The organism is Streptomyces sp. SS8, assembly GCF_054072955.1.
Genome location: NZ_JBSVCZ010000003.1, coordinates 168,093 through 189,639 on the forward strand (window position 1 = coordinate 168,093; position 21,547 = coordinate 189,639).

18 protein-coding genes are annotated in these 21,547 nt (G+C 74.8%); 4 read left to right on the plus strand and 14 right to left on the minus strand.

The window, feature by feature from the left end; all coding sequences use genetic code 11:
* Positions 1–22: 22 nt before the first annotated feature.
* The 9 genes from ACW69E_RS04695 to ACW69E_RS04735 form a co-directional block, all read right to left on the minus strand.
* Positions 23–3,130 carry a non-ribosomal peptide synthetase gene (locus tag ACW69E_RS04695; RefSeq protein WP_457496889.1) on the minus strand — a complete coding sequence of 1,036 codons (3,108 nt, stop codon included), beginning with the start codon at positions 3,128–3,130 and terminating at the stop codon, positions 23–25.
* A gap of 185 nt (positions 3,131–3,315) precedes the next feature.
* Entirely contained in the window at positions 3,316–4,053 is a 738-nt protein-coding gene (locus ACW69E_RS04700; protein WP_457496890.1) for a sulfotransferase-like domain-containing protein, read from the minus strand.
* Positions 4,050–5,033 carry an aldo/keto reductase gene (locus ACW69E_RS04705; RefSeq protein ID WP_457496891.1) on the minus strand — a complete coding sequence of 328 codons (984 nt, stop codon included), beginning with the start codon at positions 5,031–5,033 and terminating at the stop codon, positions 4,050–4,052. The genes ACW69E_RS04700 and ACW69E_RS04705 overlap by 4 nt, the downstream gene beginning before the upstream one ends.
* 71 nt (positions 5,034–5,104) lie before the next feature.
* On the minus strand, positions 5,105–6,301 hold the full coding sequence (locus ACW69E_RS04710) for an argininosuccinate synthase domain-containing protein (RefSeq protein WP_457496892.1): 1,197 nt from the start codon (positions 6,299–6,301) through the stop codon (positions 5,105–5,107).
* A gap of 211 nt (positions 6,302–6,512) precedes the next feature.
* A complete protein-coding gene (locus ACW69E_RS04715; RefSeq protein ID WP_457496893.1) occupies positions 6,513–7,541 on the minus strand; it encodes a helix-turn-helix transcriptional regulator in 1,029 nt (342 codons plus the stop codon).
* 109 nt (positions 7,542–7,650) lie between these two features.
* Entirely contained in the window at positions 7,651–8,277 is a 627-nt protein-coding gene (locus ACW69E_RS04720) for a LysE family translocator (protein ID WP_457496894.1), read from the minus strand.
* Positions 8,278–8,447: 170 nt separating this feature from the next.
* Entirely contained in the window at positions 8,448–9,233 is a 786-nt protein-coding gene (locus tag ACW69E_RS04725) for an SGNH/GDSL hydrolase family protein (protein WP_457496895.1), read from the minus strand.
* 204 nt (positions 9,234–9,437) lie between these two features.
* Entirely contained in the window at positions 9,438–9,920 is a 483-nt protein-coding gene (locus ACW69E_RS04730) for a hypothetical protein (RefSeq protein WP_457496896.1), read from the minus strand.
* Between the two features lie 72 nt (positions 9,921–9,992).
* Complete coding sequence (locus ACW69E_RS04735; protein WP_457496897.1) at positions 9,993–12,146, minus strand: HelD family protein; 2,154 nt, start codon at positions 12,144–12,146, stop codon at positions 9,993–9,995.
* A 429-nt stretch (positions 12,147–12,575) separates the two neighbouring features.
* Between ACW69E_RS04735 and ACW69E_RS04740 the strand changes: the two genes are divergently transcribed.
* The 3 genes from ACW69E_RS04740 to ACW69E_RS04750 all read left to right on the plus strand — a co-directional run bounded on the left by ACW69E_RS04740 (position 12,576) and on the right by ACW69E_RS04750 (position 14,635).
* On the plus strand, positions 12,576–12,884 hold the full coding sequence (locus tag ACW69E_RS04740) for a hypothetical protein (RefSeq protein ID WP_457496898.1): 309 nt from the start codon (positions 12,576–12,578) through the stop codon (positions 12,882–12,884).
* 249 nt (positions 12,885–13,133) lie between these two features.
* The gene (locus ACW69E_RS04745) at positions 13,134–14,255 is read left to right on the plus strand and encodes a glycosyltransferase 87 family protein (protein ID WP_457496996.1); all 1,122 of its coding nucleotides are present in this window, start codon (positions 13,134–13,136) and stop codon (positions 14,253–14,255) included.
* A 68-nt stretch (positions 14,256–14,323) separates the two neighbouring features.
* Positions 14,324–14,635 (plus strand): helix-turn-helix domain-containing protein, encoded by a 312-nt coding sequence (locus ACW69E_RS04750; RefSeq protein WP_457496899.1) that lies wholly within the window; start codon positions 14,324–14,326, stop codon positions 14,633–14,635.
* Between the two features lie 25 nt (positions 14,636–14,660).
* Here ACW69E_RS04750 and ACW69E_RS04755 read toward each other — a convergent pair whose 3' ends face one another.
* From ACW69E_RS04755 to ACW69E_RS04770, 4 genes are all read right to left on the minus strand, one after another.
* On the minus strand, positions 14,661–14,828 hold the full coding sequence (locus tag ACW69E_RS04755; protein WP_457496900.1) for a hypothetical protein: 168 nt from the start codon (positions 14,826–14,828) through the stop codon (positions 14,661–14,663).
* Between the two features lie 53 nt (positions 14,829–14,881).
* Entirely contained in the window at positions 14,882–15,841 is a 960-nt protein-coding gene (locus ACW69E_RS04760; protein WP_457496901.1) for a DUF2332 domain-containing protein, read from the minus strand.
* A 112-nt stretch (positions 15,842–15,953) separates the two neighbouring features.
* Entirely contained in the window at positions 15,954–16,958 is a 1,005-nt protein-coding gene (pip, locus tag ACW69E_RS04765) for a prolyl aminopeptidase (protein ID WP_457496902.1), read from the minus strand.
* A 36-nt stretch (positions 16,959–16,994) separates the two neighbouring features.
* A complete protein-coding gene (locus tag ACW69E_RS04770) occupies positions 16,995–18,656 on the minus strand; it encodes a DNA repair helicase XPB (RefSeq protein ID WP_457496903.1) in 1,662 nt (553 codons plus the stop codon).
* Positions 18,657–18,835: 179 nt separating this feature from the next.
* Here ACW69E_RS04770 and ACW69E_RS04775 point away from each other — a divergent pair, with 179 nt between their 5' ends.
* Positions 18,836–19,027 (plus strand): hypothetical protein, encoded by a 192-nt coding sequence (locus ACW69E_RS04775; RefSeq protein WP_206346880.1) that lies wholly within the window; start codon positions 18,836–18,838, stop codon positions 19,025–19,027.
* A gap of 13 nt (positions 19,028–19,040) precedes the next feature.
* On the opposite strand, the gene ACW69E_RS04780 is transcribed toward ACW69E_RS04775, so the two are convergent.
* The gene (locus tag ACW69E_RS04780; RefSeq protein WP_457496904.1) at positions 19,041–21,524 is read right to left on the minus strand and encodes a helicase-associated domain-containing protein; all 2,484 of its coding nucleotides are present in this window, start codon (positions 21,522–21,524) and stop codon (positions 19,041–19,043) included.
* Positions 21,525–21,547: the final 23 nt, after the last annotated feature.

Sequence of the window (21,547 nt, forward strand, 5' to 3'; positions counted from 1 at the left end):
CCTCACTCCGCGCCCGGCCGCCTCACTCCGCGGCCGGACGGCCCCCGGCCGGTCGCCCTGTCGCCGCCCGCCCGGTGCCCAGCCACTCGACGTCCAGCGACCGGACCCACCTGTGGCAGTTGCGGCTGAAGTCCGGCGACGGTACGTCCCGGAAGAGCCCGCCGAGGTCCTCCGGCCCGTCGTCGGGGTCGGGCAGCACCATGGCCAGCCGCTGGAGTGAGGGGGAGCCGTGTGCCCCGACCAGTTCGCGGAACTCCCGGTACGTCACGTGCCGCAGGCCGTGCGCCGGGCCGAAGCGCCCCATGAGGTCGTCCAGCCGGGTCGGCTCCCGCTGCACCACGTGGAAGGTCTCGCCCAGGCACCGCTCGCGCACCGCCGCGGAGATGAACCGGCCGACGTTGTCCACCGGGGTGAAGTCGCCCCGCGCGCCCGTCTCGAAGCGGACGCCGAGTTCCGCGCACGCCGTCAGGAGGAACTCGGCGAGGCTGCCGCCGTGGCTGAGGACCCCGGTGCGCGAGTGCGGCATCACCTCGCCCATGCGGTACAGGCTCACCGGGAGGCCGTACCGCCGCCGGGCCTCGCGCAGCAGCGCCTCGGCGACCCACTTGCTCCGGCTGTAGCCGTCGCCCGGAACCTCCCCGGCCGCGGGGAAGGCGTCCTCGTCGGGCACCGGGCCGTCGTGGGGCGCGCGGGGCAGGATGCCGAGCGTCGACAGGTGGTGCACGGGACTGTCCGGCCCGGGGCCGGTGCGGGCCAGCCGGATCACCTCGCGGGTGCCGAGCACGTTCACCGCGCGTAGACGGCGGTAGGGGTAGACGAGGTTCACCTCCGCGCCCGCGTGCACGATCGTGTCCGTCCACTCGGCCAGTTCCCGGAAGCCGGCCCCGGACAGCCCGAACCGCTCGGCGCCCAGGTCGCCGCGCACGACCCGGACCCGGTCGTCGCCGCTGCCGACGGGCAGGCCGTAGTGGCGGGCGCGGGCGTCGAGCCGGGCGCGGGCGGCCGCGTCGTCCCCGGCGTTGACCAGGCAGGCGACGGTGGCAGTCGTGGACCGCAGCAGCTCGTCCAGCAGATGGATGCCGATGAAGCCGGTGCCGCCGGTGAGGAGGATGTGCCGGGGCGGGGCGACGGCCGCGGACCGCGGGCGCGGTACGGACGCCGGGGAGCCCGGTTCCGGAGCGGCCGGTTCCAGGGCGGCCGCGTCGGCCAGCATCTCCCGGTGGACGGCTGCCTCCTCGGCCTCCGGTCCGCCCCGGGCGATCAGACGGACCTGGTCGGCGACGGTCGGCGCCTCGGCGATGTCCCGCACCGACAGGCGCAGGCCGAACAGGTCGCGCAGGCGCAGTACGAGCCGCTGGGCGCTGAGGGAGGTGCCGCCGGTCTCGAAGAAGCCGTCCCGCGGACCGGGGGTGACGCCCAGGAGCTCGGCCCACAGGGAGCGGACCGTCCCCTCCGGGTCGCCGCCGGGCGCCGTCCCGCCCCCGGCGCCGCCGCTCCCGGGTGCCTCGGCCCGCCCCGCCGCACTCCGCTCCGCCGCGTCCGGCCCGTCCAGCAGCCGGGCCAGGGCCCGGCGGTCGGCCTTGCCGTTGGGGGACAGGGGCATGCTCTCGATCCGTACGAACCGGTCGGGCACCAGCTCGGCCGGGAGCAGCTTCCCGGCCCGCGCCCTGGTGTCCGCGAGGTCGAGGTCCTCGTGGGCGACCACGGCCGCGACCAGGGTCTGGCCGTCGGCCTCGCCCCGCAGCACGACCCGCACGTCCTGTACCCCCGGCAGCGTCAGCAGCGCCCGCTCGACCTCCGCCGGTTCGATCCGCACCCCGCGCACCTTGAGCTGGTCGTCGCGCCGTCCCACGAAGTACAGGCGGCCGTCGGCCCGGTAGTGGCCGAGGTCGCCGGTGCGGTAGAGGCGGTCACCGGGGATGTCGGGGAAGGGGTTGGGCACGAACGCCGCCTCGGTCCGCTCCGGGTCGCCGAGGTAGCCCAGCCCCAGGCAGTCGCCGCCGATGAGGATCTCGCCCGTCTCGCCCGTGCCCAGGCGCCGCATCGAGGAGTCCACGACCACCGCCGAGGTGTTGTCGATGGGGCGGCCGACGGGTATCTCGCCACCGGTGCCGCCGCCGGTGCCGTCACCGCCGGCGGTGACGGTGTGGAAGACACTGCCGATCGACGCCTCGGTGGGGCCGTAGGTGTTGGTGATCGCCGTGCCTGGCAGCAGCCCGTGGAATCTGCGTACCGCCTCCACGTTGATCGCCTCGCCGCCCAGCAGGACGTGCCGCAGGGAGCCGGCCGCCCGCACCAGCGCCGGGTCCGAGGCGAGCAGGTCGACGAGCACGGTGAAGATCGACGGTACGAAGTCGGTGATCGTCACCCCGTGGCGGCCGATCTGGTCGACGGTGCGCTCCAGGTCGAGCAGCCCGTCGCGGCGCGGCATGACGACGCTGCCGCCCATGGTCAGCGGCCACAGCAGCTGCCACAGCGACGAGTCGAAGACCGACCGGCTGTTCTGGAGCGCCACGTGCCCGGCGCCGAACCTGCGGGTCATGTAGAGGAACCGGTTGAGCAGGCCGCGGTGCACGTTGAGCGTGCACTTGGGCAGGCCCGTGGTGCCCGAGGTGAAGAAGCCGTAGGCGAGGTCGGTACGGCCGGGGCGCCCGCCGGCGGGGGCGGCGCCGGTGCCGTCCAGCTTCCGGTGGTCGGCCACCAGCGCGCGGGCGCAGCCGGCCGCCGGGGCCGGGGTGCGCGGGGAGACGACGGCGATGTCGGTGCCCAGGCCCCGCAGCAGCGCGCCGATCCGCTCCCGGGGCCAGCCCGGGTCGAAGGGGATGAAGGGGACGCCCGCCTTCATCGCCGCGACCATCGCGAGCGGGAGTTCCATCCCGTCGCTCACCAGCAGGGGGAGCAGCGTCTCCCGGCGCGCGCCGTGGTCCACGAGCATCGCGGCCAGGGAGTTGGCCCTGCGGTCCAGCTCCCGGTAGCTCAGCGTCGCGCCGTCGTAGTACAGCGCTTCGGCGTCGGGGGTGGTACGGGCCTGCTCCTCGATCAGGTGCAGGGTCGTCGCGGTGCCCTGAGGGTACGGTGCGCGGCGTCCGTTGGGATCGGGCAGTGCGGACGAGGACGTGCTGGCTGGCATCGTGGACCCCAATCGAGTGTGGTTCCAGGCGTTTCCAGGCGTTTCCAGGACTGCTCTGCGGTGCGGGCTGTGCGGTGCTGTGCTCCGCGGGGCGGGCTGTGCGGATGCGGGCACACGGGCCGCCGCGCGGCGGCCCGTGTGCCCGCGTGTCGCGTGCGGCGGGGCTCGCGGCGGTGCGCGGGCCCTCAGGCGGCGGGCAGGACGAGTGAGCGGGCGCGCAGCTCCTCGTGGAAGGGCAGGTGGTGCCGGAGGTAGCCGGCCAGCACCGGGCTGTCGTCGACCGTGACGGCGTGGCGCCGGCCGCTCTGCCGGAAGCCGGAGCTGCGGGCCACGTCCTGGTGCCACCGGCTGGTGCGGCTCCACTCGGAGCGCTCCCCCGACCGCCAGGACAGGGCCCGCTCGTCGTAGGGGATGCCGACGGCCTCGCAGTAGGCGCGGACGGTGTCGCCGGGGCGCTCGACGAGGACGTCGGCGTCGACCACGACGGGATCGCGCCCCGTCTCCCGGCGGACCCGGTCGAATATCTGGTACTGGTACTCGAACCCGATCTCCGGGAGCTTCACCTCGGGGTTCACCGCGTAGTGCGACTCGATGGCGCGCCGCGGGTCGCGGACGATGAAGGTGTGCGTGACGGCCCCGGCCAGCGGCAGCGCGTCGAAGAGGCGGGCGTGCGGGTACTCGGTGGTGTCCTTGAAGAACACCGGCGTCTCCGCCGACTCCGCCGTGAATCCCCGCAGCACCTCCTCCGGCGTGGCGAGGCGCCGCCCGCCGACCTCGACACCGTGCCCGGCGGCCAGTTCGGAGAACGGCTCGTGGTACGCGCGGAAGTCGCCGCGCTGCACCATCATCCGGAAGAAGGCCGTCGACATGGACCGCGGCGGGGACCACAGGGCCAGCACCGCCGGCCGTACGGGGGCGCTCACTGCGACCACTCCGTCGGCTTCCGGTCCCAGCGGTGGGCGCGCAGCTCGCGCAGCAGCTCCCCGGGCAGCCGGCGGCCGTCGCTGACGGCGATGTTGGCGGAGACGTGCGCGGGACGGCGCATGCCGGGGATCACGGTGTGCACGTCGTCGTTGTGCAGGATGAAGCGCAGGGCCAGTTCGGGCAGCGTCATGCCGTCGGGGACGATTCTCTTCAGCGCCTCCGCGCGGTCCACGCTGGCGTGCAGGTTCTCGGGCACGAAGTAGGAGGCCCGCCAGTCGCCCTCGGGCCAGGTGGTGTCCTTGGTCAGTGTCCCGGTCAGGGTGCCCTCGTCGAACGGGACGCGGGCGATCACGCCGATGCCCAGCTCCCGGCAGAGCGGGAGGAGTTCGTCCTCGGGCGCCTGGTCGAAGATGTTGTAGATGACCTGGACGCTGTCGATCAGGCCGGTCCGCAGCACCTCCGTCGCGTTCCAGGGCTCCCAGCGGTTGATGCTGATGCCGATCCCGTCGACCATGCCCGAGGACCGCAGCGCCTCGACGGTGGCCAGCCAGCGCTCGTCCCGCGCCCAGTGGTCCTCCCACACGTGGAACTGCATCAGGTCCACACGGGAGACGCCGAGATTGCGCAGGCTCTTCTCGGTGTACTCCATGACGTGGTCGTACGGGAACACGTCGTCGACGTCGGAATCCCTGGTGGAGGGGAACCTCCGGTCCTTGGGAGGGATCTTGGTGAAGGCCTTCAGCCCCTTGCCCGGATTGGCCGCGAGGAGCCTGCCCAGCAGGACCTCGCTGTGCCCGCGGCCGTAGATCCACGCGGTGTCGAACGCGTTGCAGCCGAGGTCCACGGCGAGCTGGAGGGCGGCGAGACTCGTCTCGTCGTCCGCCCCCTGCCAGCCGCCGGGGCCGGCGCCGACCCCCCACATCCCGTAGCCGATCTCCCCGACCCGCCAACCCAGCCGGCCGAACGTGCGCTGAAGCATGTCTGTATCCCCTGAGAGCGAGTGGACAGGTGTGCGCGAGTACGCGGGAGGGCGCGGAAGCCGCCCGCGGGTCACCCGGAGGCGGGCCCGGCGAGGGGCGCCGAGTCCCAGTTGTGGCCGCCTCCGCCGGTGAACCGGCGCTGCCGCAGGACGTCGGCGCCCGAGCCGATCTCCGACAGCGCCCGCCCGACGACGCCTCCCTTGTAGAGGTCGAGCCGGACGGTGGCGTCGGCCGGGCCGGCGATCTCGGCCAGACCGGCCCGCGCCGCCCGGGCGGTACGGCCGTGCGCCGTCCCCTCGTAGACGCAGACCGCGAGCTGCCGGGCGAGGAACCGAGCGGTGTCCGCGGCGCCCCGGTCGGTGACCGTCTCGTGGGCGGCGCGCACCGCGTGCGACAGCAGCTCCATGCCCGGCGCCTCGTACACGCCGCGGCACTTGGTGCCGTTGATGCGGTGCTCCACCACGTCGGTCAGGCCCAGACCGTTCCGCCCGCCGACGGTGTTGGCCAGCTCCAGCAGCTCCTCCGGCGGCAGGCGGCGGCCGTCGAGGGCCACCGGGCGGCCGTGCTCGACGGTGACGGAGACCGTCTCCACCCGGTCCGGCGCCTGCCGGGGCGACACGCCCATCAGCCGCTCCAGACCCGCCGCCGTGGTGCCCAGGTCCTCCAGGCCCGCGTCCTCGTGGGAGGTGCCCGCGAGGTTGCCGTCGACGGAGTGCTCCGCGGTGTTGCCCGGCATGCACACCAGGCCCGCCGAGGCGACGTGGCGGGCCATCGCCTCCCGGTCGGGCAGGGCGGCCAGCACCTCCGGGTCGCGCCAGGGCGCGAAGACCGCGAGGTCCGGCGCGAAGTGCGCGCCGTAGCGCTCGAAGCGGCGCTGGTCGTTGCCGCCGCCGACGCAGCCGTGCGCCAGCACGCCGGCGCCGGCCCGGCGCAGTCCGGGCACCACGTGCTCGACGATGACGGCCCGGGACAGGCCCGTGGTGTTCCAGTAGCCCCCGTCGTAGTGGGCCTGGAAGGCGACGACGTCGAGCGCCGCGTCGGCCATGGCACGCCGGGCGTCCACCTCGTGCACCGGTATGCCGGCCGCGCGCACCGCGCCGGTGAACTCGCGGAAGTCCTTCTCCGGACACTGGCCGATGTCGAGGACGAACGCCTCCACGTCGTATCCGCCGCTGTGCAGCCAGGAGGCCAGCGCGAGGGAGGAAAGCCCTCCGGAGAGGCAGATTCCGGTCTTCCGCCGCTTCAGTTCGGACAGCGAGAGGTCCACCCATCCTCCAGGGGAGATACGCCTGCGCTCCGGTGTCCGCACCGGGCTGTGCGGTACGGGGACATGCTGTCCAACCCGGGTGGGCGGGGGAAGTGAGGACCGCGGGGCATGATGCTGCAATGCGTAAACCTGAAGGCGTTGTACATGGGCGGAAACCGGGCCAACCCGGAGCCGCCCGGCATCCCGCGCCGCGCCTTCGGCGGCACGCCGTTCAGCCGAGCCGGGCTCGGTCGTCGGGCCGTTGGGACTCCAGGAGCCCGGACCGGGCGAGCAGATAGCCCAGTTGGGCCCGGCTGCCGGCCCGGAAGTGGTCGGCGGCCCACTTGATGTGGTTGGCCACGGTGCGGGGGCTCACGCCCAGCCGGCTCCCGATCGCCTTGTCGGTGTGCCCCTCCACCATCAGGCGCAGTACGGCCCGCCGGGTCTGGGAGGTGAACGCGTGCGGCTGCCACCGGTCCGTACCCCGGAAGACGGGCTCGGCCCGGTCCCACGCGCAGTCGAAGGCGTTCACCAGATAACGCAGGATCGCGGGGTGGCGCACCGACAGGGCCGCCGGCTGGTGCTCCTGGGCGGCGGGTATGAAGGCGACGGCGCCGTCGAAGACGGTGAGCTGGTTGAACGCCTCGGCCAGTGTGCGCACCTCGGCGCCGGCCGCGGTGATCTTCTCCGCGTAGGCGAGCGTCGGGCCGTGGGAGCGCACGGTGTGCTGGTACAGCACCCGCTGCCGCACCCCCCTGGAGCACAGGTCCAGCGCCTCCGGCAGGGTCCGGGCCAGCGACTCCTCACCCAGTCCGCCGCCCGGCTGGGCGGTCATCACATCGCTTCCGCAGGACCGGGCCGCCCGGCGCAGGGCCCGGTCGACGGCCTCCTCGCCGAGCAGCAGGTCCGCCGTGCGGTTGACCTCCCGGCCGATCTGCCGGTACGCCGCCTCCGCGCGGGCCAGCACCGACCGGACCGACCGCAGGGCCTGCTCCTGCTCCAGGATGGCCCGCTCGATCGGGCGCGCGAGCCCGGCGGCGGCGATGTCCGGCGGCACCGGTACCAGCGTCCCGGGGCACTCCGGCGACCGGCGCAGCAGCCCCAGTTCGAGCAGGCAGCCGGGCGCCTGCCCGGCGGGCACGCTGCCCCGGGTCAGCGCCTGCCGGTAGAGGGCGTCGCCCTCCTCGCAGATGTCGGGACCCGGCCGGCCGGGCGTGGTGGCGGATGTGCCGGCGGATGTGCTGGTCGTGACGGTGCACATGGGGCGCTCTTCCGAATCTTCGGCTGTCTTCGTCACCACACCGGGTCCGGCGCGTCCGAGGGGCTCCCGGTCGTCGGACGGCGGGGGCGACGGGCGGTGGGACGGTCGCTCAGGCGATGGCGACCTTGGCTGCGAGGCCGAGGAAGACGACACCCGCGAGCCGGTTCAGCCAGGTGCCCGAGCCGGGCTTCCTCCGCAGCCGCTCCCCGATCCGGCCCGAGAGCAGCGCGACCACACAGTCGACCAGCAGCCCGATCACGGTGAACGTCGCGCCCAGCACCAGCAGTTGGAGGGCGGGGCTTCCCGCGGAGGGCGTGACGAACTGCGGCAGGAAGGCGAGGTAGAAGATGACGATCTTCGGGTTGAGCAGATTGACGATCGTGGCCCTGCGGAAGACCGTCATCGGTGACGCGGCCGTGTGCTCGCCGTCGAAGGTGGTCCCGGAGGAGTCCCGCAGCGTGTGCCAGGCCAGATAGAGCAGGTACACGGCCCCGGCGTAGCGGAGCACCTGGTAGGCCGTCTCCGAGGACTGGACGAGGGTGGCCAGCCCCAGCGCGACCGCGAGGGTGTGGCAGGCCATGCCGGCCGACATGCCGAGCGACGCCAGCAGGCCGGCTCTGGTGCCCTGGCTGATGCCGTGGGTGAGGATGTAGACCATGTCGGGGCCGGGAGTGACGCAGATGACCAGCACCGCCATGACGAAGACCGCATAGGACGCCAGTCCTAACCCGAACATGTTCCCCCTCTGATCCGGCCGACCGTTCGGAACCTAGACAGCCGGGCCGCCGCGCGCAACCGGTACCGGTCCGTCGGCGTGATTCCGCCCCCCCTGGCAGCGGGACGGGAGACGAGGCCGCCCGGCCCCCGCGCCCGTGGAGGAGAGGGGGAGCCGGGCGCCCTCGCGCCCTACCGGACCACGGCGGAGAAGGCCGGCAGATAGCCCTTCTCGTGGCCCTCGGCCGTGGGGTGGATGTTGGAGGAGCTGATCCACGGGTCGCTCGTGCAGATCTCGTGCCCGGCGAAGGCGGGACGGGCGTCCGCGAAGGAGAACCCGGCGGCGGCGGCGCGGCCGGAGATCACCTGGTTGAGCACGTCCGAGCCGTCGTTGATCGCCTCGCGCTTGCCCGAGCCCATGCTCAGGCAGAAGCCGCCCTCCTTGTAGAGGTAGGGATAGCCCACGACGACGACCTCGGCGTTCGGCGCGCGGTCGCGGATGGTGGCGTACAGGGCGTCCAGTTCGCCGGGCAGTTCGTTCCGGACGTAGTCGGCGGCCTCGTCCAGTCTCTCCTCACAGGTCGACTGCGAGGAGAACGTGCAGGTCAGCATGGTGGAGGCGAAACCGGAGTCGTTGCCGCCGATGCTGATGCTCACCAGCGTCGTGCTCTCGTCCAGATACCGCACCTGATTGTTCAGCACGTCCGGGATCTTCGCCCCGCCGCAGGCGGCGAAGGTGAAGGACGCGGGCGCGGACGCCTGCGCCCACCGGGCCGGGTAGGCGTTCCCGCTACGGGTGCACAGCAGGTCGGAGTAGTCTCCGGCACCGGTGCCGGAGGAGTAGGAGTCGCCGAGGGCCACGTAGTTCTCGGCGGCGTTCCGCGTGGCGTCCTCGGCGGCGGACGCGGGTGCGGCCGGTACGGCGAACGCCGTCGCCAGGGCCAGCAGGGCGGTGGTCAGGAGACGGGGGACGCGCATGGTTTCCTCCAGGAGACATGCACAGGGGTGTGAGGGGGCGTCACACCATTACCGCCCTGGACCGCTCCCGAAATCAGTGAAACCGCCGGTCCTGACACCCGGTCGGGCGACGCGGCGAGGCTTCCTGTGATCGCCTGACGATCGCAGGAAGCCTCCGGGAGGCGCTCGGGCGCCCGCGCTGACGGGCGCGGCCGCCCGGACGGTCTACCGCCCCTCTCGCCGTGCCGCCGAGAAGTAGGCGTTGGAGGCCGGGAGGAACATCATCACGATGGCCCCGGCCGCCAGCAGGTCCGGCAGGACGTCGGTCAGCAGCAGGTCGCCGATCCCGCCGTCCGCCGTCCACCGGAATCCGTCCGTACTCAGGGCGTTGAGGAAGAACAGCCCGCTGAAGAGGCCGACGACGGTGAGCGCGATCCGGGCCCGCCCGTCACCCGCGCGCATCCTGAAGCAGAACAGCAGCCACAGGGCGCCGAGGACGGCCAGGAGACCGGCGGAGACGGCGAGCTGCCGGGGCGCGCCGTCCCGCCCCAGCTCGCCGCGCAGCTCCTCGAGCCCGGTGGGGGAGACGACGAACGTACCCAGCACCCAGACGACGACCTGGAGAGCGATCGCCGCGAGCGACAGCGTGAACGCCGCCTCCACCGTCCTCGGACGCCCGGCCCGTCCCACTGCTGCCGCATCGGTCATCTCTCTCCCCTCTCCGCCAGGTAGGACGGCCCCGCCGGGCCGGTGGTTGCCTCCGCGCCGCCCGGCGTCCCGTCAGGCATCGCCCCTCTCGCCCCCGTCGCGCAGCGGGTCGGGCAGGGGCGCGGCGTGGACGACGGCGAGGCCGGAGACCGCGCGGGTGAGGCAGACGTACAGGCGGCGCAGGCCGGTGCGCTCGTCCGGTTCGCCGTCGACGACGGCGGCCGGCTCGTCCAGGACCACGTGGTCGTACTCCAGGCCCTTGGCCAGGGTCGCCGGGACGAGGGTGAGGCGGGTGTCGGCGTCCGTCTCCGTGCCCGGGGCGAGGTGGGGGATGCCGGCGGCGTCCAGGGCCGCGGCCAGGGCGGGGACGCGGGCGTCGGCGGCGATCAGGCCGATCGATCCCTCGCGCTCCAGCGCCTCGTGGCAGGCGTCCACCACCGTGCCGTCCAGCTCCTCCACCGCCACCGCCCGGACCCGCAGGGAGCCCGCCGCGTCGCGGATCGAGGTCGCCTCGGACAGGCCCGGCGCGATGTGCGGCAGCAGCCGGGAGGCGTAGGCGATGACCTCGCGCGGCACACGGAAGCCCCGGGTCAGCTCTTCCACCGCCGCGTCCGGCTTGCCCAGGTGGGACAGGGCCTCGGCCCAGCTCGCGGTCGCCCACGGCGTGGTGCCCTGCGCCAGGTCGCCCAGCACCGTCGCCGATCCGGTGGTGCAGCGGCGGCCCACCGCCCGGTACTGCATGGGGGAGAGGTCCTGCGCCTCGTCCAGGACGACATGGCCGAGCGAGGGGGTGCGCCGCACCAGGTCGGCGGCCTCGTCGATCAGCACGGCGTCGGCGGCCGACCACTTCGCCGACCGCACCCCGCGCGGCGGCTTCGTCCACAGGATCGCCTTGCGCTCCTCCTCGGTGAGGATCCCCTCGGAGCACTCGGCCAGGAAGCCGTCGTCCGACAGCAGCCGCAGCACCAGCCTCGCCGGATCGACCTCCGGCCACACCGCCTTGACCAGGGCCTTCACCGCCGCGTTGCGCGCCACCGCGTTCTGCACCCGGTCGTCGGGGGCCTCGCCCGAGCGCTCCATGCGCGTCAGCACGGCGTGCGCGACGCGCTGCGGCAGGGCCTCGCGGGCGGCGCCGTAGCGGATGCCGCGCTCCAGCAGCTCGCGGACGATCTCCTCCAGCTCGTACGCCGGGACGCGCCAGCGGCGCGAGCCGCGGACGACGACGCACGGCTCGGCCGGCATCGTGACGCCCGAGCGGACCGCGCGGCGCAGTACCTCGGCCATGCGGGCGTCGCCCTTGATCCGGGCGGCCCCCGGGTCGTCGGCGCCGCACACCTCCACGCCCGCCGCCCCGGTGACCAGGTCCTCCACGGTCGCCTGCCGCACCGCCAGCTCGCCCAGCGCCGGCAGGACCTGCTCGATGTAGCGCAGGAAGGACCGGTTGGGGCCGATGACCAGCGTCCCGGTGCGGGCCAGGCGCTCGCGGTGGGCGTAGAGCAGATAGGCCACGCGGTGCAGGCCGACGGCCGTCTTGCCGGTGCCCGGCGCCCCCTGGACGCACACGGTGCCGTCGACGCCGGTACGGACGATCTCGTCCTGCTCGGGCTGGATGGTGGCCACGATGTCGCGCATCGGGCCGACGCGAGGGCGCTCGATCTCGCGCCTGAGCAGTGCGCTGGCCTTCTCGGCCTCGTCAGGGTCGGACAGCCGCTCGTCCTCGTACGCGGTCAGTTCGCCGCCGGTGTAGCCGAAGCGGCGGCGCAGGCCGACGCCCTGCGGGTCCTTCTTGGAGGCGCGGTAGAAGGGCTGGGAGACGGGGGCGCGCCAGTCGATGACCATCGGGTCGCCGTCGGCGTCGTGTACGTGGCGGCGGCCGATGTAGTACCGGACCGCCTCCGGAACGCCGCCCTCCAGGGCGGCGGAGGAGCCCGGAGGGCTCGGGAAGTCCGTGTAGTCCAGGCGGCCGAAGAACAGCGGGGTGTCGGCGAGGTCGGCGAGGGCCTCGATCCGGGCGTCGATCTGGTGCTGGAGCGCCTCGGTGTTCACCCAGTTGGCGGTGACGTTCCCGATGTCGAGCGACTCGACGTCATGGCGCATGGCGCGCAGCGCGGTGCGCGAGGCGGCCAGGTGGGCGCGTTCGCGTTCGAGCGGGTCGAGAGTGCCGGGATCGGGTGCGTCGGGATCGGGCATGCCGGGGGCGTGCGGGTCGTGGGCGTGCGCGGGCACGTTGCGGCCTCCTGCGAAAGAGCGCGCACGACGGCGGTACGGCGAGCCGCTCGGACGTGCGGCCGCGCCGCACACCGGGTGCGGTGGACGACAGGGTCGGAGGGGACCGCGTACGCCGGCGGGGGCCTGTGGGCCGCCGGAGGCCGGCGAGGGCGCGGCCGCCGGAGCGCGGTCCGCCGGCCGGTACCGACCGGCCGACTCCTCCCCGGCGGCACGGCGGCACGCGGGCATGCGGAGCGTACGCCCTGCGGTGCCGTGGCACGGGAGGCGGGAGACGCGTGATTCTAGCCCCGCTCCTCCCGGCGGGCGAACGATTTCCCCCGTACGCGGGGAGGGTGGACGGGCCGGGTTGCGGGCGGAGAAAAGCCGTGGTGAGACCTAGGATGGATATGGACCAATAGGGCGAAACTACTGCGAACCCGTGGAGCCATGAACAGCACCCCCATCCCTCCCCAGACAGTCGGCGGCCGGTCCACGGGCGCCACCGCGCTCGCCGCGCTCGACGCACGGAGCGGCGACGGCGGCCACCGCCACCGTCGCCATCTGCTGGGCGACGCGGTCCGGGCGATCTCCGTCTTCGCCGGGGCGGCGTTCGACGTCGCGGTCCTCGGCGACTACGCGGAGGCTCGCGAAGAGGACCGGGAGCAGGGCCCGGAGCAGGGCGGGAACCGGAACGGCGGGACGCGTGGCGACAGAGCGCGAGGCGGCAGGACGCACGAGTCCGCGACCCGCGCCTGACACCGGCCGGGCGCGCCGGACCGTCGGTTAGGGTCGCCCCGCGGCGGTGGCCGCGGACGGCCGAAGGACGACCGTCGACCGACGGACCGGAACCCAGGAGGTGGCCGAGTGCCGGCTGCGCCCACACCCGACACCGGCACCGGCGCCGATCGCCCGGACCGCGCCGCACGCGGCAGCCGTACCGCGAGAGCCCGGATACGCGCCGCGCTCGGCGCGTACGGTGACCGCCGTACCCGTGCGGCCACCGCCCTGCTCACGGTCTCCCTCGCGGCGCTCGCGGTGGTCTGCGCGGCGCAGCCCAGCTTCCTGGTGGACCTGCTCGTCTACCGCGCCGAGGGCCGGGCGGTCGTGGAGGGGCGCGACCTGTACGGCTTCACCGTCACCGAGTGGGACCTGCCCGCCACCTACCCGCCCTTCGCCGCGCTGCTGTTCGTCCCCACCGCCCTGCTGCCCCTGCCCGCCGTCCAGGTCCTCTTCGCGGCCGGCAACGTCGCCCTGCTCGCCCTGCTGGTCCACCTCTCCCTGCGCCTGGCCGGACGGCGGACCTCCCCCGCCCCGCTGATCGCCGCCACGGCGGTGGGCCTGTGGCTGGAACCGGTCTTCCAGACCATGGTCTTCGGGCAGATCAACCTCGCCCTGGCCTGCCTGGTCCTGTGGGACCTCGGCCGCCCGGACGGCGCCCGCGGCAAGGGCCTGGCCATCGGCGTCGCGGCCGGGATCAAGCTCACCCCCGCGATCTTCGCCGTCCATCTGCTGCTGACCGGACGCGTCCGGGCCGGGCTGACGGCGCTGGCGGGCTTCGCGGGGACGGCGGCGCTCGGCGCGGCCGTCCTGCCGGGCGCGAGCGTGGACTTCTGGACGCGGCGGATGTTCGAGACCGGCCGCGTCGGCAAGGCGTGGATCGTCGACAACCAGTCCCTCCAGGGCATGACCGCCCGCCTCCTGCACACCCCCGAGCCCGGCCTGTGGTGGGCCGTGCCCGCGGCCGTCGTCGGGCTGCTGGGGCTGTGGCTGGCCCGCCGGGCCCATCTGCGCGGGCGGGAGAGCTGGGGGATGCTCGCCGTCGCGGGCACGGCGGTGCTGGTCTCGCCGATCAGCTGGTCCCACCACTGGGTGTGGTGCGTGCCGCTGCTCGCCGTCATGGCGGCCTCCGCGTCGCCGTCCCGCCGGTGGCCGCTGTACGCCGCGGGCGCCGTCGCCGTGCTCTTCACGGCCCGCACGCACTGGCTCGTCCCCCACTCCGGGGACCTGGACCTCCACCTGCCCTGGTGGCAGCAGCCGCTCGCCTCCCCGTACGCGCCCCTGGCGCTCGCCCTGCTGGCGTACGCGGCGTGGCGCCTGCGACGGGAGAGCCCCCGGCCCACCCGATGACGCCCCGGCCCCGCGCGGCGGCCTTTCCGTTCCCCGCGGCGTTGGACGGACGGATGAGAGGAGCGGCCGTGCACAGGGGATACCGAACACGGTGGCCGGTTCCGGACGAGCACCGCGCCGACCCCGCCTACGTCGAGGCCGGCGCGGCCATCGCGCCGGGGCAGGCCGTGTACGACCGCCGCACCGCGCTCGGGTTCACGCAGGGGCAGCTCGCACACCGGGCAGGAACGGCGGAAGCCGAGGCCGGGCGAATCGAAGGCGGGGCGGTGACGCCCACCGTCGCCCTGCTGCACGCGCCGGCCCAGGCCCTCGACGCCAGGCTGGACCTGTCCGTCGAGGATGACGACACGTCCGTGTCGTTCGTGGCACGCGCGACGTAGCGCCCCTGGACGGGAAGCGCGCGGCTCACGGGGTCCCCGGGCCGCTTCCCGGCTGTTCCATGGCCTGTGCCAGGCGTCTGTCCAGTTCCTCGTCCAGACGCCGCGCCTCGTCCTCGGTGGGGTCGTAGCCGTTCCACTCGCGCAGTAGGGCGCGGGTCCGCTCGGCGGGGCCGCGTGAGTCGGCGTCGGCCATGGGGATCTTCTCCTGTCGTCCGCCGCAAAGGTAGCGGGGGCAGGGCGGACCGGTCAGGTTTCCAGCCACTCCAGGGACTGGCCGTGCGGGCCCGTGAAGGCCACCGGGCGTTCGTCCAGGGCCAGGACGAACGAGGCGCGGTCTGCGGGGGCCGGGCGGGGCAGGCGTTCGGCGACGGAGGGCAGGGCGCCGGGGGACTCGTTGGAGATCCAGTGGGCGGGCAGGGTGCGCATCGTCTCGGCGAAGGCATCCCGCGCTCCGGGCGGCAGATAGGCCAGCACCGCGCTGTGGAAGACCACCGGCGCGGCGCCCGCCGGGGCCGAGGCGACCAGATCGCGGACGGTCTCGTCGAGGTCCCCGCGGACCAGGTGCGGGGGTTCGGCGCGGGCGACGCGGACGGCGTCGCGCAGCCGCCGCAGCCGGTGCGTCTGCTCCGGCCAGACCAGGCACTCCAGCCAGCGGACGTCGCCGTCGTCGCTCACGTCGAGCGGGTTGAGGTCCGTCCCGGCCCGCCAGGCGACCGTGGGTGGCCGGGCGGGAAGCGGTACGGGACCGGCCGTGCGGCAGTCCAGGGTGACCGGGCCGCCGTCCGGGCCGAACGAGGGTCGGTCGTCGTAGGAGTACCGGTAGCGGTCGGGGTACAGGCAAAGCCCGGCGGAGGCACCGACCTCGATCAGGGCCAGCGGCTGGGGCAGGGCAGCCAGCAGCGGCAGCAGCACGGCGCACCGGCCGGGCTCGTTGGTCTGGGTGCGGCGCTCCAGTACGACCGCCCGCACCTCGTCCCAGTGGTCGAGCAGCCAGGGGCGGAACGCGGCGGGGTCGCCGGTGGGGCCGCCGAGGAACCGTGCCGCGCCCAGCAGCAGGTTCGGCTGCCGTTTCGGCTCGGGCAGCCGGTCGATCAGGGCCGTCAGACGGTCGTCGCGGGCGATCGCCCCGGCCAGCTCCTCGTAGCCCGGGGAGTGCCCCCGGGCCTCCCGCTCCGCGAACCGCCGGTACCGCTCTGCCGTGTCCATGAATCGATCATGGGCACGGTGAGCGGGGCCGTGCGGAGGGTTCGGACGGAGTGTCCGTCACCTCACACCGCCGCGGGAGTCACCGCCGACACCATCGCCACCGGCAAAGCCGTCACCGCGCCGCGAAGCGGTCCAGCGCGTCCAGGACGCGGGCGCGGGTGGCGGCGCCGCCGAGGTGGCCCTCGGCACCGACGACGGTCAGCTCCGCGTCCGGCCAGGCGCGGGCCAGCTCCCACGCGGTGTCGAGCGGGCTGCTCAGATCGGCCCGGCCGTGGACCAGCACCCCCGGGATTCCCGCCAGCCGTCCCGCGCCGCGCAGCAGCGCGCCCTCCTCCAGCCACGCGCCGTGGGAGAAGTAGTGCGCGCACAGGCGCACCAGGGCCGGTTTGGCGGCCGGGGGCCGGCCGCCGTAAGGGCTCGCGGCGCCGCCCGCGCCACCGCTGCCGCCGCCCGTCTCGCCGGACAGGACGGCGTCCTCCCAGGCGCACCAGTCGGCCGCGGCCCGCTCGCGCACCGTCGCGTCGGGGTGCTCCATCAGCCGCGCGTACGCCCCGAGCAGCTCGGGCGTGGCCGCGTCGCGCGGCGCGCTGGCCCCGGCCCCGGCCCCGGCCCCGGCGCGGAAGCGTTCCCACTCCCCGGGGAAGAAGCGGGCCACGCCCCGGTAGAGCCAGTCGATCTCCGAGCGCCGGGTGGTGGTGACTCCGGCGATCACGATGTGCGAGACCCGCTCCGGGTGCCGCTGGGCGTAGGCGAGGATCAGTGTGGAGCCCCACGAGCCGCCGTACAGCAGCCAGCGGTCGATGCCCAGGTGCTCGCGCAGCCGCTCCATGTCGGCGACCAGATGCCAGGTGGTGTTGTGCCGCAGACCGGCGGCCGGGTCGCCGGCGTGCGGGGTGCTGCGGCCGCAGCCGCGCTGGTCGAACAGCACCACCCGGTACCGCTCGGGGTCGAAGAGGCGGCGCGCCCCTTCCCCGCACCCCGAACCGGGCCCGCCGTGGACGACGGCGGCGGGTCTGCCGTCCGGGTTGCCGCACACCTCCCAGTACACGCGGTGGCCGTCGCCGACGTCGAGCATGCCGCTGTCGTACGGTTCGGCCGGCGGGTACGGCTCACGCATCCGCGACCTCCCGGAGTCCGATGGCGGACCGGAAGGCTATCCGACCCCGCCCGGCTCCTCGTCGCCCGCCAGCAGCTCGGAGGCGTCCACGATGCGGTAGGCGTAGCCCTGCTCGGCCAGGAAGCGCTGGCGGTGGGCCGCGAAGTCCTGGTCGACGGTGTCGCGGGCGACGACCGAGTAGAACCGGGCCTCGTGACCGTCCGCCTTCGGGCGCAGCACGCGGCCCAGGCGCTGGGCCTCCTCCTGCCGGGAGCCGAAGGTGCCCGAGACCTGGATGGCGACGGTGGCCTCGGGCAGGTCGATGGAGAAGTTGGCGACCTTGGAGACCACCAGCACCGACAGCTCGCCCGAGCGGAAGGCGTCGAACAGCTTCTCGCGCTGCGCGTTGCCGGTGTCGCCCTTGATCACGGGCGCGTCCAGGTGCTCGCCCAGCTCGTCGAGCTGGTCGATGTACTGGCCGATGACGAGCGTCTGCTGTCCGGCGTGACGGCGCACCAGCGCCTCGGTGACGCGCTGCTTGGAGGCCGTGGTGGAGCAGAAGCGGTACTTCTCGTCCGACTCGGCCGTCGCGTACGCCAGCCGCTCGGACTCGGTGAGGTCCACGCGGACCTCCACGCAGTCGGCCGGGGCGATGTAGCCCTGCGCCTCGATCTCCTTCCAGGGGGCGTCGAAGCGCTTGGGGCCGATGAGGGAGAAGACGTCGGACTCGCGGCCGTCCTCGCGCACCAGCGTGGCCGTCAGGCCGATGCGGCGGCGGGCCTGGAGGTCGGCGGTGAACTTGAACACCGGGGCCGGCAGCAGGTGCACCTCGTCGTAGACGATCAGGCCCCAGTCGCGGGAGTCGAACAGCTCCAGGTGCGGGTAGACGCCCTTCCGCTTCGTCGTCAGCACCTGGTAGGTGGCGATGGTGACGGGGCGGATCTCCTTCTTCGCACCGCTGTACTCGCCGACCTCGCTCTCCGTCAGCGAGGTGCGCCGCACCAGCTCGCTCTTCCACTGCCGGGCCGAGACGGTGTTGGTCACCAGGATCAGCGTGGTGGCCTTCGCCGTGGCCATCGCGCCCGCGCCCACCAGCGTCTTGCCCGCGCCGCAGGGCAGCACGACGACGCCGGAGCCGCCGTGCCAGAAGTTCTCCACGGCCTGCTTCTGGTAGGGGCGCAGCGCCCAGCCGTCCTCGGTCAGCTCGATCGGGTGCGCCTCGCCGTCCACATAGCCGGCCAGGTCCTCGGCGGGCCAGCCGAGCTTGAGCAGCGCCTGCTTGATCTGGCCGCGCTCGGAGGGGTGGACGGCGACGGTGTCGGGGTCGATACGGGTTCCGACCAGCGGCTGGATCCGCTTGGAACGCAGGATCTCCTCCAGCACCGGCCGGTCGGAGGACTCCAGGACCAGCCCGTGGGTGGGGTGCTTGAGCAGCCGCAGCCGGCCGTAGCGGTCCATCGTCTCGGCCACGTCCACCAGCAGCGCGTGCGGCACCGGGTAGCGGGAGTGGGTGACCAGGGCGTCGACGACCTGCTCGGCGTCGTGCCCGGCGGCGCGGGCGTTCCACAGTCCCAGCGGGGTGAGCCGGTAGGTGTGGATGTGCTCGGGGGCCCGCTCCAGCTCGGCGAAGGGCGCGATGGCGCGGCGGCAGTCGTCGGCCTGCTCGTGGTCGACCTCCAGCAGCAGGGTCTTGTCGCTCTGGACGATCAGGCAGGACACACGCACCTCCAGCGATCGGATCGTCGTGTGACGGGCGCACACGCCGAATGGAAGAGTCTACTTTTTCCGGGCGCGTACCGGCGTGCCCGGTGTGACCGGCCCCGGCGGGGCCCTTCGGCTCTCCGCCGGGGCCGCCCGGCCCGTGCGGGGGAGGGGTCCCGGCGCCTACGCTGCCGGTCGTGAACGCGATACGGCTCGGGTGGACACGGCGTGCGGAGGGCTGCGGTATGGACGGCTATGTGAAGTGGGCGGGCAGGGTGGCGGCGACGGCCGGGGCGGTCGCCGCGCTCGCCGGGGCCTGGGCGGCGATCGCCGGGGCGGTGGCGGCCACCAACGGCGCGAAGGCGGCGCGGAAGGCCGCGCGGCGGTGAACGCGGCGGCGGGTCACGCCCGGCCCGCCGTCCCCGCCGGGCCGTCCGGAGTCCCCACGTCCGCCGCGCCCGTGACGCGGTGCAGCGGGTAGGTGCGGACCTCCTCGGCGGTGTGGTCGTACGCCGTGACGAAGCCGCCCTCGACGCGGACGGGCTCGACGACGCGCTCACCGGCGGTGCCGTCGGCGTCCACATGGCCGATCCGCACCGCCGTCCCGTGCCGGGCGGCGGCGCGCAGGACGGCCAGGGTGTCGGCGGCGGGCGTGCGCGGCGGCGGGCCGCCGGGAGCGGCCGGGACCGGGCGGCGGGGCCGGGGCGGTGCCCCGCCGGCCGCCACGTCCCCCGAGCGGATGGCGCGTACGGCGGCGGCCAGCAGCGGGGCGCCGGGACTGGGCGGGCCGTCCGGCACCGGCTCGGGCGCGGTGCGCGGCGGGGTGCGCAGGGCGTCGGCGCGGTGGACCACCACATCGCCCCCGGCAGACTCGGCGGCCGGCGCGTACCCCATGGCGCGCAGCCGCTCCAGCAGGGTGGCCGGGTCCGCCTGGGAGGCCAGCACCGTCGGCGCCAGCAGCCGCAGCCCCAGGGGGGCGGCGCGGCGGTCGGCGGCGATCTCGGCGAGCAGCGTGTCGTCGTCGCAGCGGACGTAGGAGCCGGCCGCGCCCACCCGCAGCCGCCCGTGCCGTCGCGCCACGTCGTCGATCAGGTATGCCAGCGGCTGCGGGACGGGCGTGCGGGAGTGGGTGGCCAGGAAGGAGTGCAGGTCACCGGCATCGTGGCCCGCGTCGAGGGCGCGGCGCACCGAATCGGGGGTGAAGCGGTAGACCGTCGCGCCGCCCTTGGACTCGATGTCGGCCAGGGTGTTCAGCGTCTCGGCCAGATGGCGGCGCAGCGGCCCCGGCGCCACGGCCGTCAGGTCGGCCTGGAGCAGGACGTGGTCCAGTGGCTCGGGCAGGAGTGGGGCCAGGAGGGCCGCGGCGGCGGTGTCCTGGGCGGCTGTCTCGGGATCGGTGGCGTCCGGGTCGGCGGCGTGCTCGTCCAGCAGGGGGCGCGCGTACGAGGTGAGCGCGCCGCGCCCGGTCACGCCCAGCAGCTCCGCCTCCGTCAGCGTCCACCGCACGATCCGGCCGCGCAGCTCCGCACCGCCGCGCAGCGGGCACTCCCAGTCCAGCCGGGCGGCCACCGCGTCGGCCTCCGGGGCCGTCCCCGCCGGCTCGGCGGCCAGCAGGCCCAGGGCGCGGCGGCGCAGCTCGGGCGCGGGACCGCGGTCCAGACCGGGGCCGAGCGCGCCGAGCGTCCGGCTGCGGGCGTCGCGCCCGCCGACCAGCCCGGCCAGCCGGGTTGCCGCCAGCCAGGCGCGGGCCAGGTGCGTCCAGCGCCGCTCGGGCGGCTCCTCCAGCCATGCGTCGTAGGCGGGGGTGGGCGCGTACCGCTCGCCCTCCTCGCCGTCGGAGGCCAGCAGCCCGGCGGCGTAGGCCAGCTCGATCCAGAAGGCGGCGACCGGCTCGGACACGTCGAGCGCGACGGCGGTGCGCTTGAGGTCCCGCACCCCCAGGCCGCCCGCGCGCAGCACCGGCGGCGCGCCGGCCTCCGTGCTCCACAGTTCCAGCAGCTCCTCGACGGCCGCGAGCGCCGCCAGCGCCTGGCCCGCCCCGGCGGAGTCCGCCACCGCCGGCGCAAGGGCCCGGCCCGGGCCGACGGGCGGCGGCAGCGGCTCCAGGCCGCGGTGGGCGCGGCCGCCGCGCAGGTGCAGGGCCACCTCCCGGGGCAGTACGACCGTGCGGGGCGCGGCCGGCAGCAGCAGGGCGCGGTCCAGCAGCCAGCGGACCGGCGCGGAGGGGACCTCGGAGACCTCGCCGTAGGGCGGACCCCACACCAGCTTGGCGAGCATGGCCCGCGCCTCCTCGGGCGCCTGTCCCAGCAGGGCGTCCATCCGCTCCCGGTCGCCGAAGAGCGAGGCCAGGGACTCCAGCGCGCTCACCGGGTCGTGGGTGGTGGGCAGCCCGGCGGCGGTCAGGATCTCCTGGAGGCGGCCGGGCGACATCCCCGCGGTGGCCTCGGTCAGGGACGGGCCCAGACCGGTGGGGGAGGGCCTCGACGCGGACGGGGCGAGCAGTTCGCGGGCGGTGCGCACCAGCCGCAGCCGGTCGTCGCCGCCCCACACGATCGCCCGCGCGCGCAGCAGGCCCAGCGCGCGCGGCAGCTCGTCCTCGCCGCCCGGCAGCAGGGCGGCCAGCTCCCCGTAGGAGCAGGGGTCGGGTGCCACGGCCAGCGCCTCGGCGGTCTGGAGGGCGAAGCGGTCCAGCCGCTCCAGCGCCCGCAGCACCGAGGTGCGGGCGCCCGCGCGGGTGGCGAGCTGGGAGAGGTCGCCGGGGACGGGCGAGAGCAGGTCCGGGCGCGACCGCAGCAGGGCGGCGAGCTCGTCGTCGGGGCGGGAGCGCAGCTCGTCGGCGAGCGTGCGGGGAGCCGCTCGGCGCCGCGCTTCGGGCTCTGTCGTCATCCGTACAACGGTACCGGCAGCCT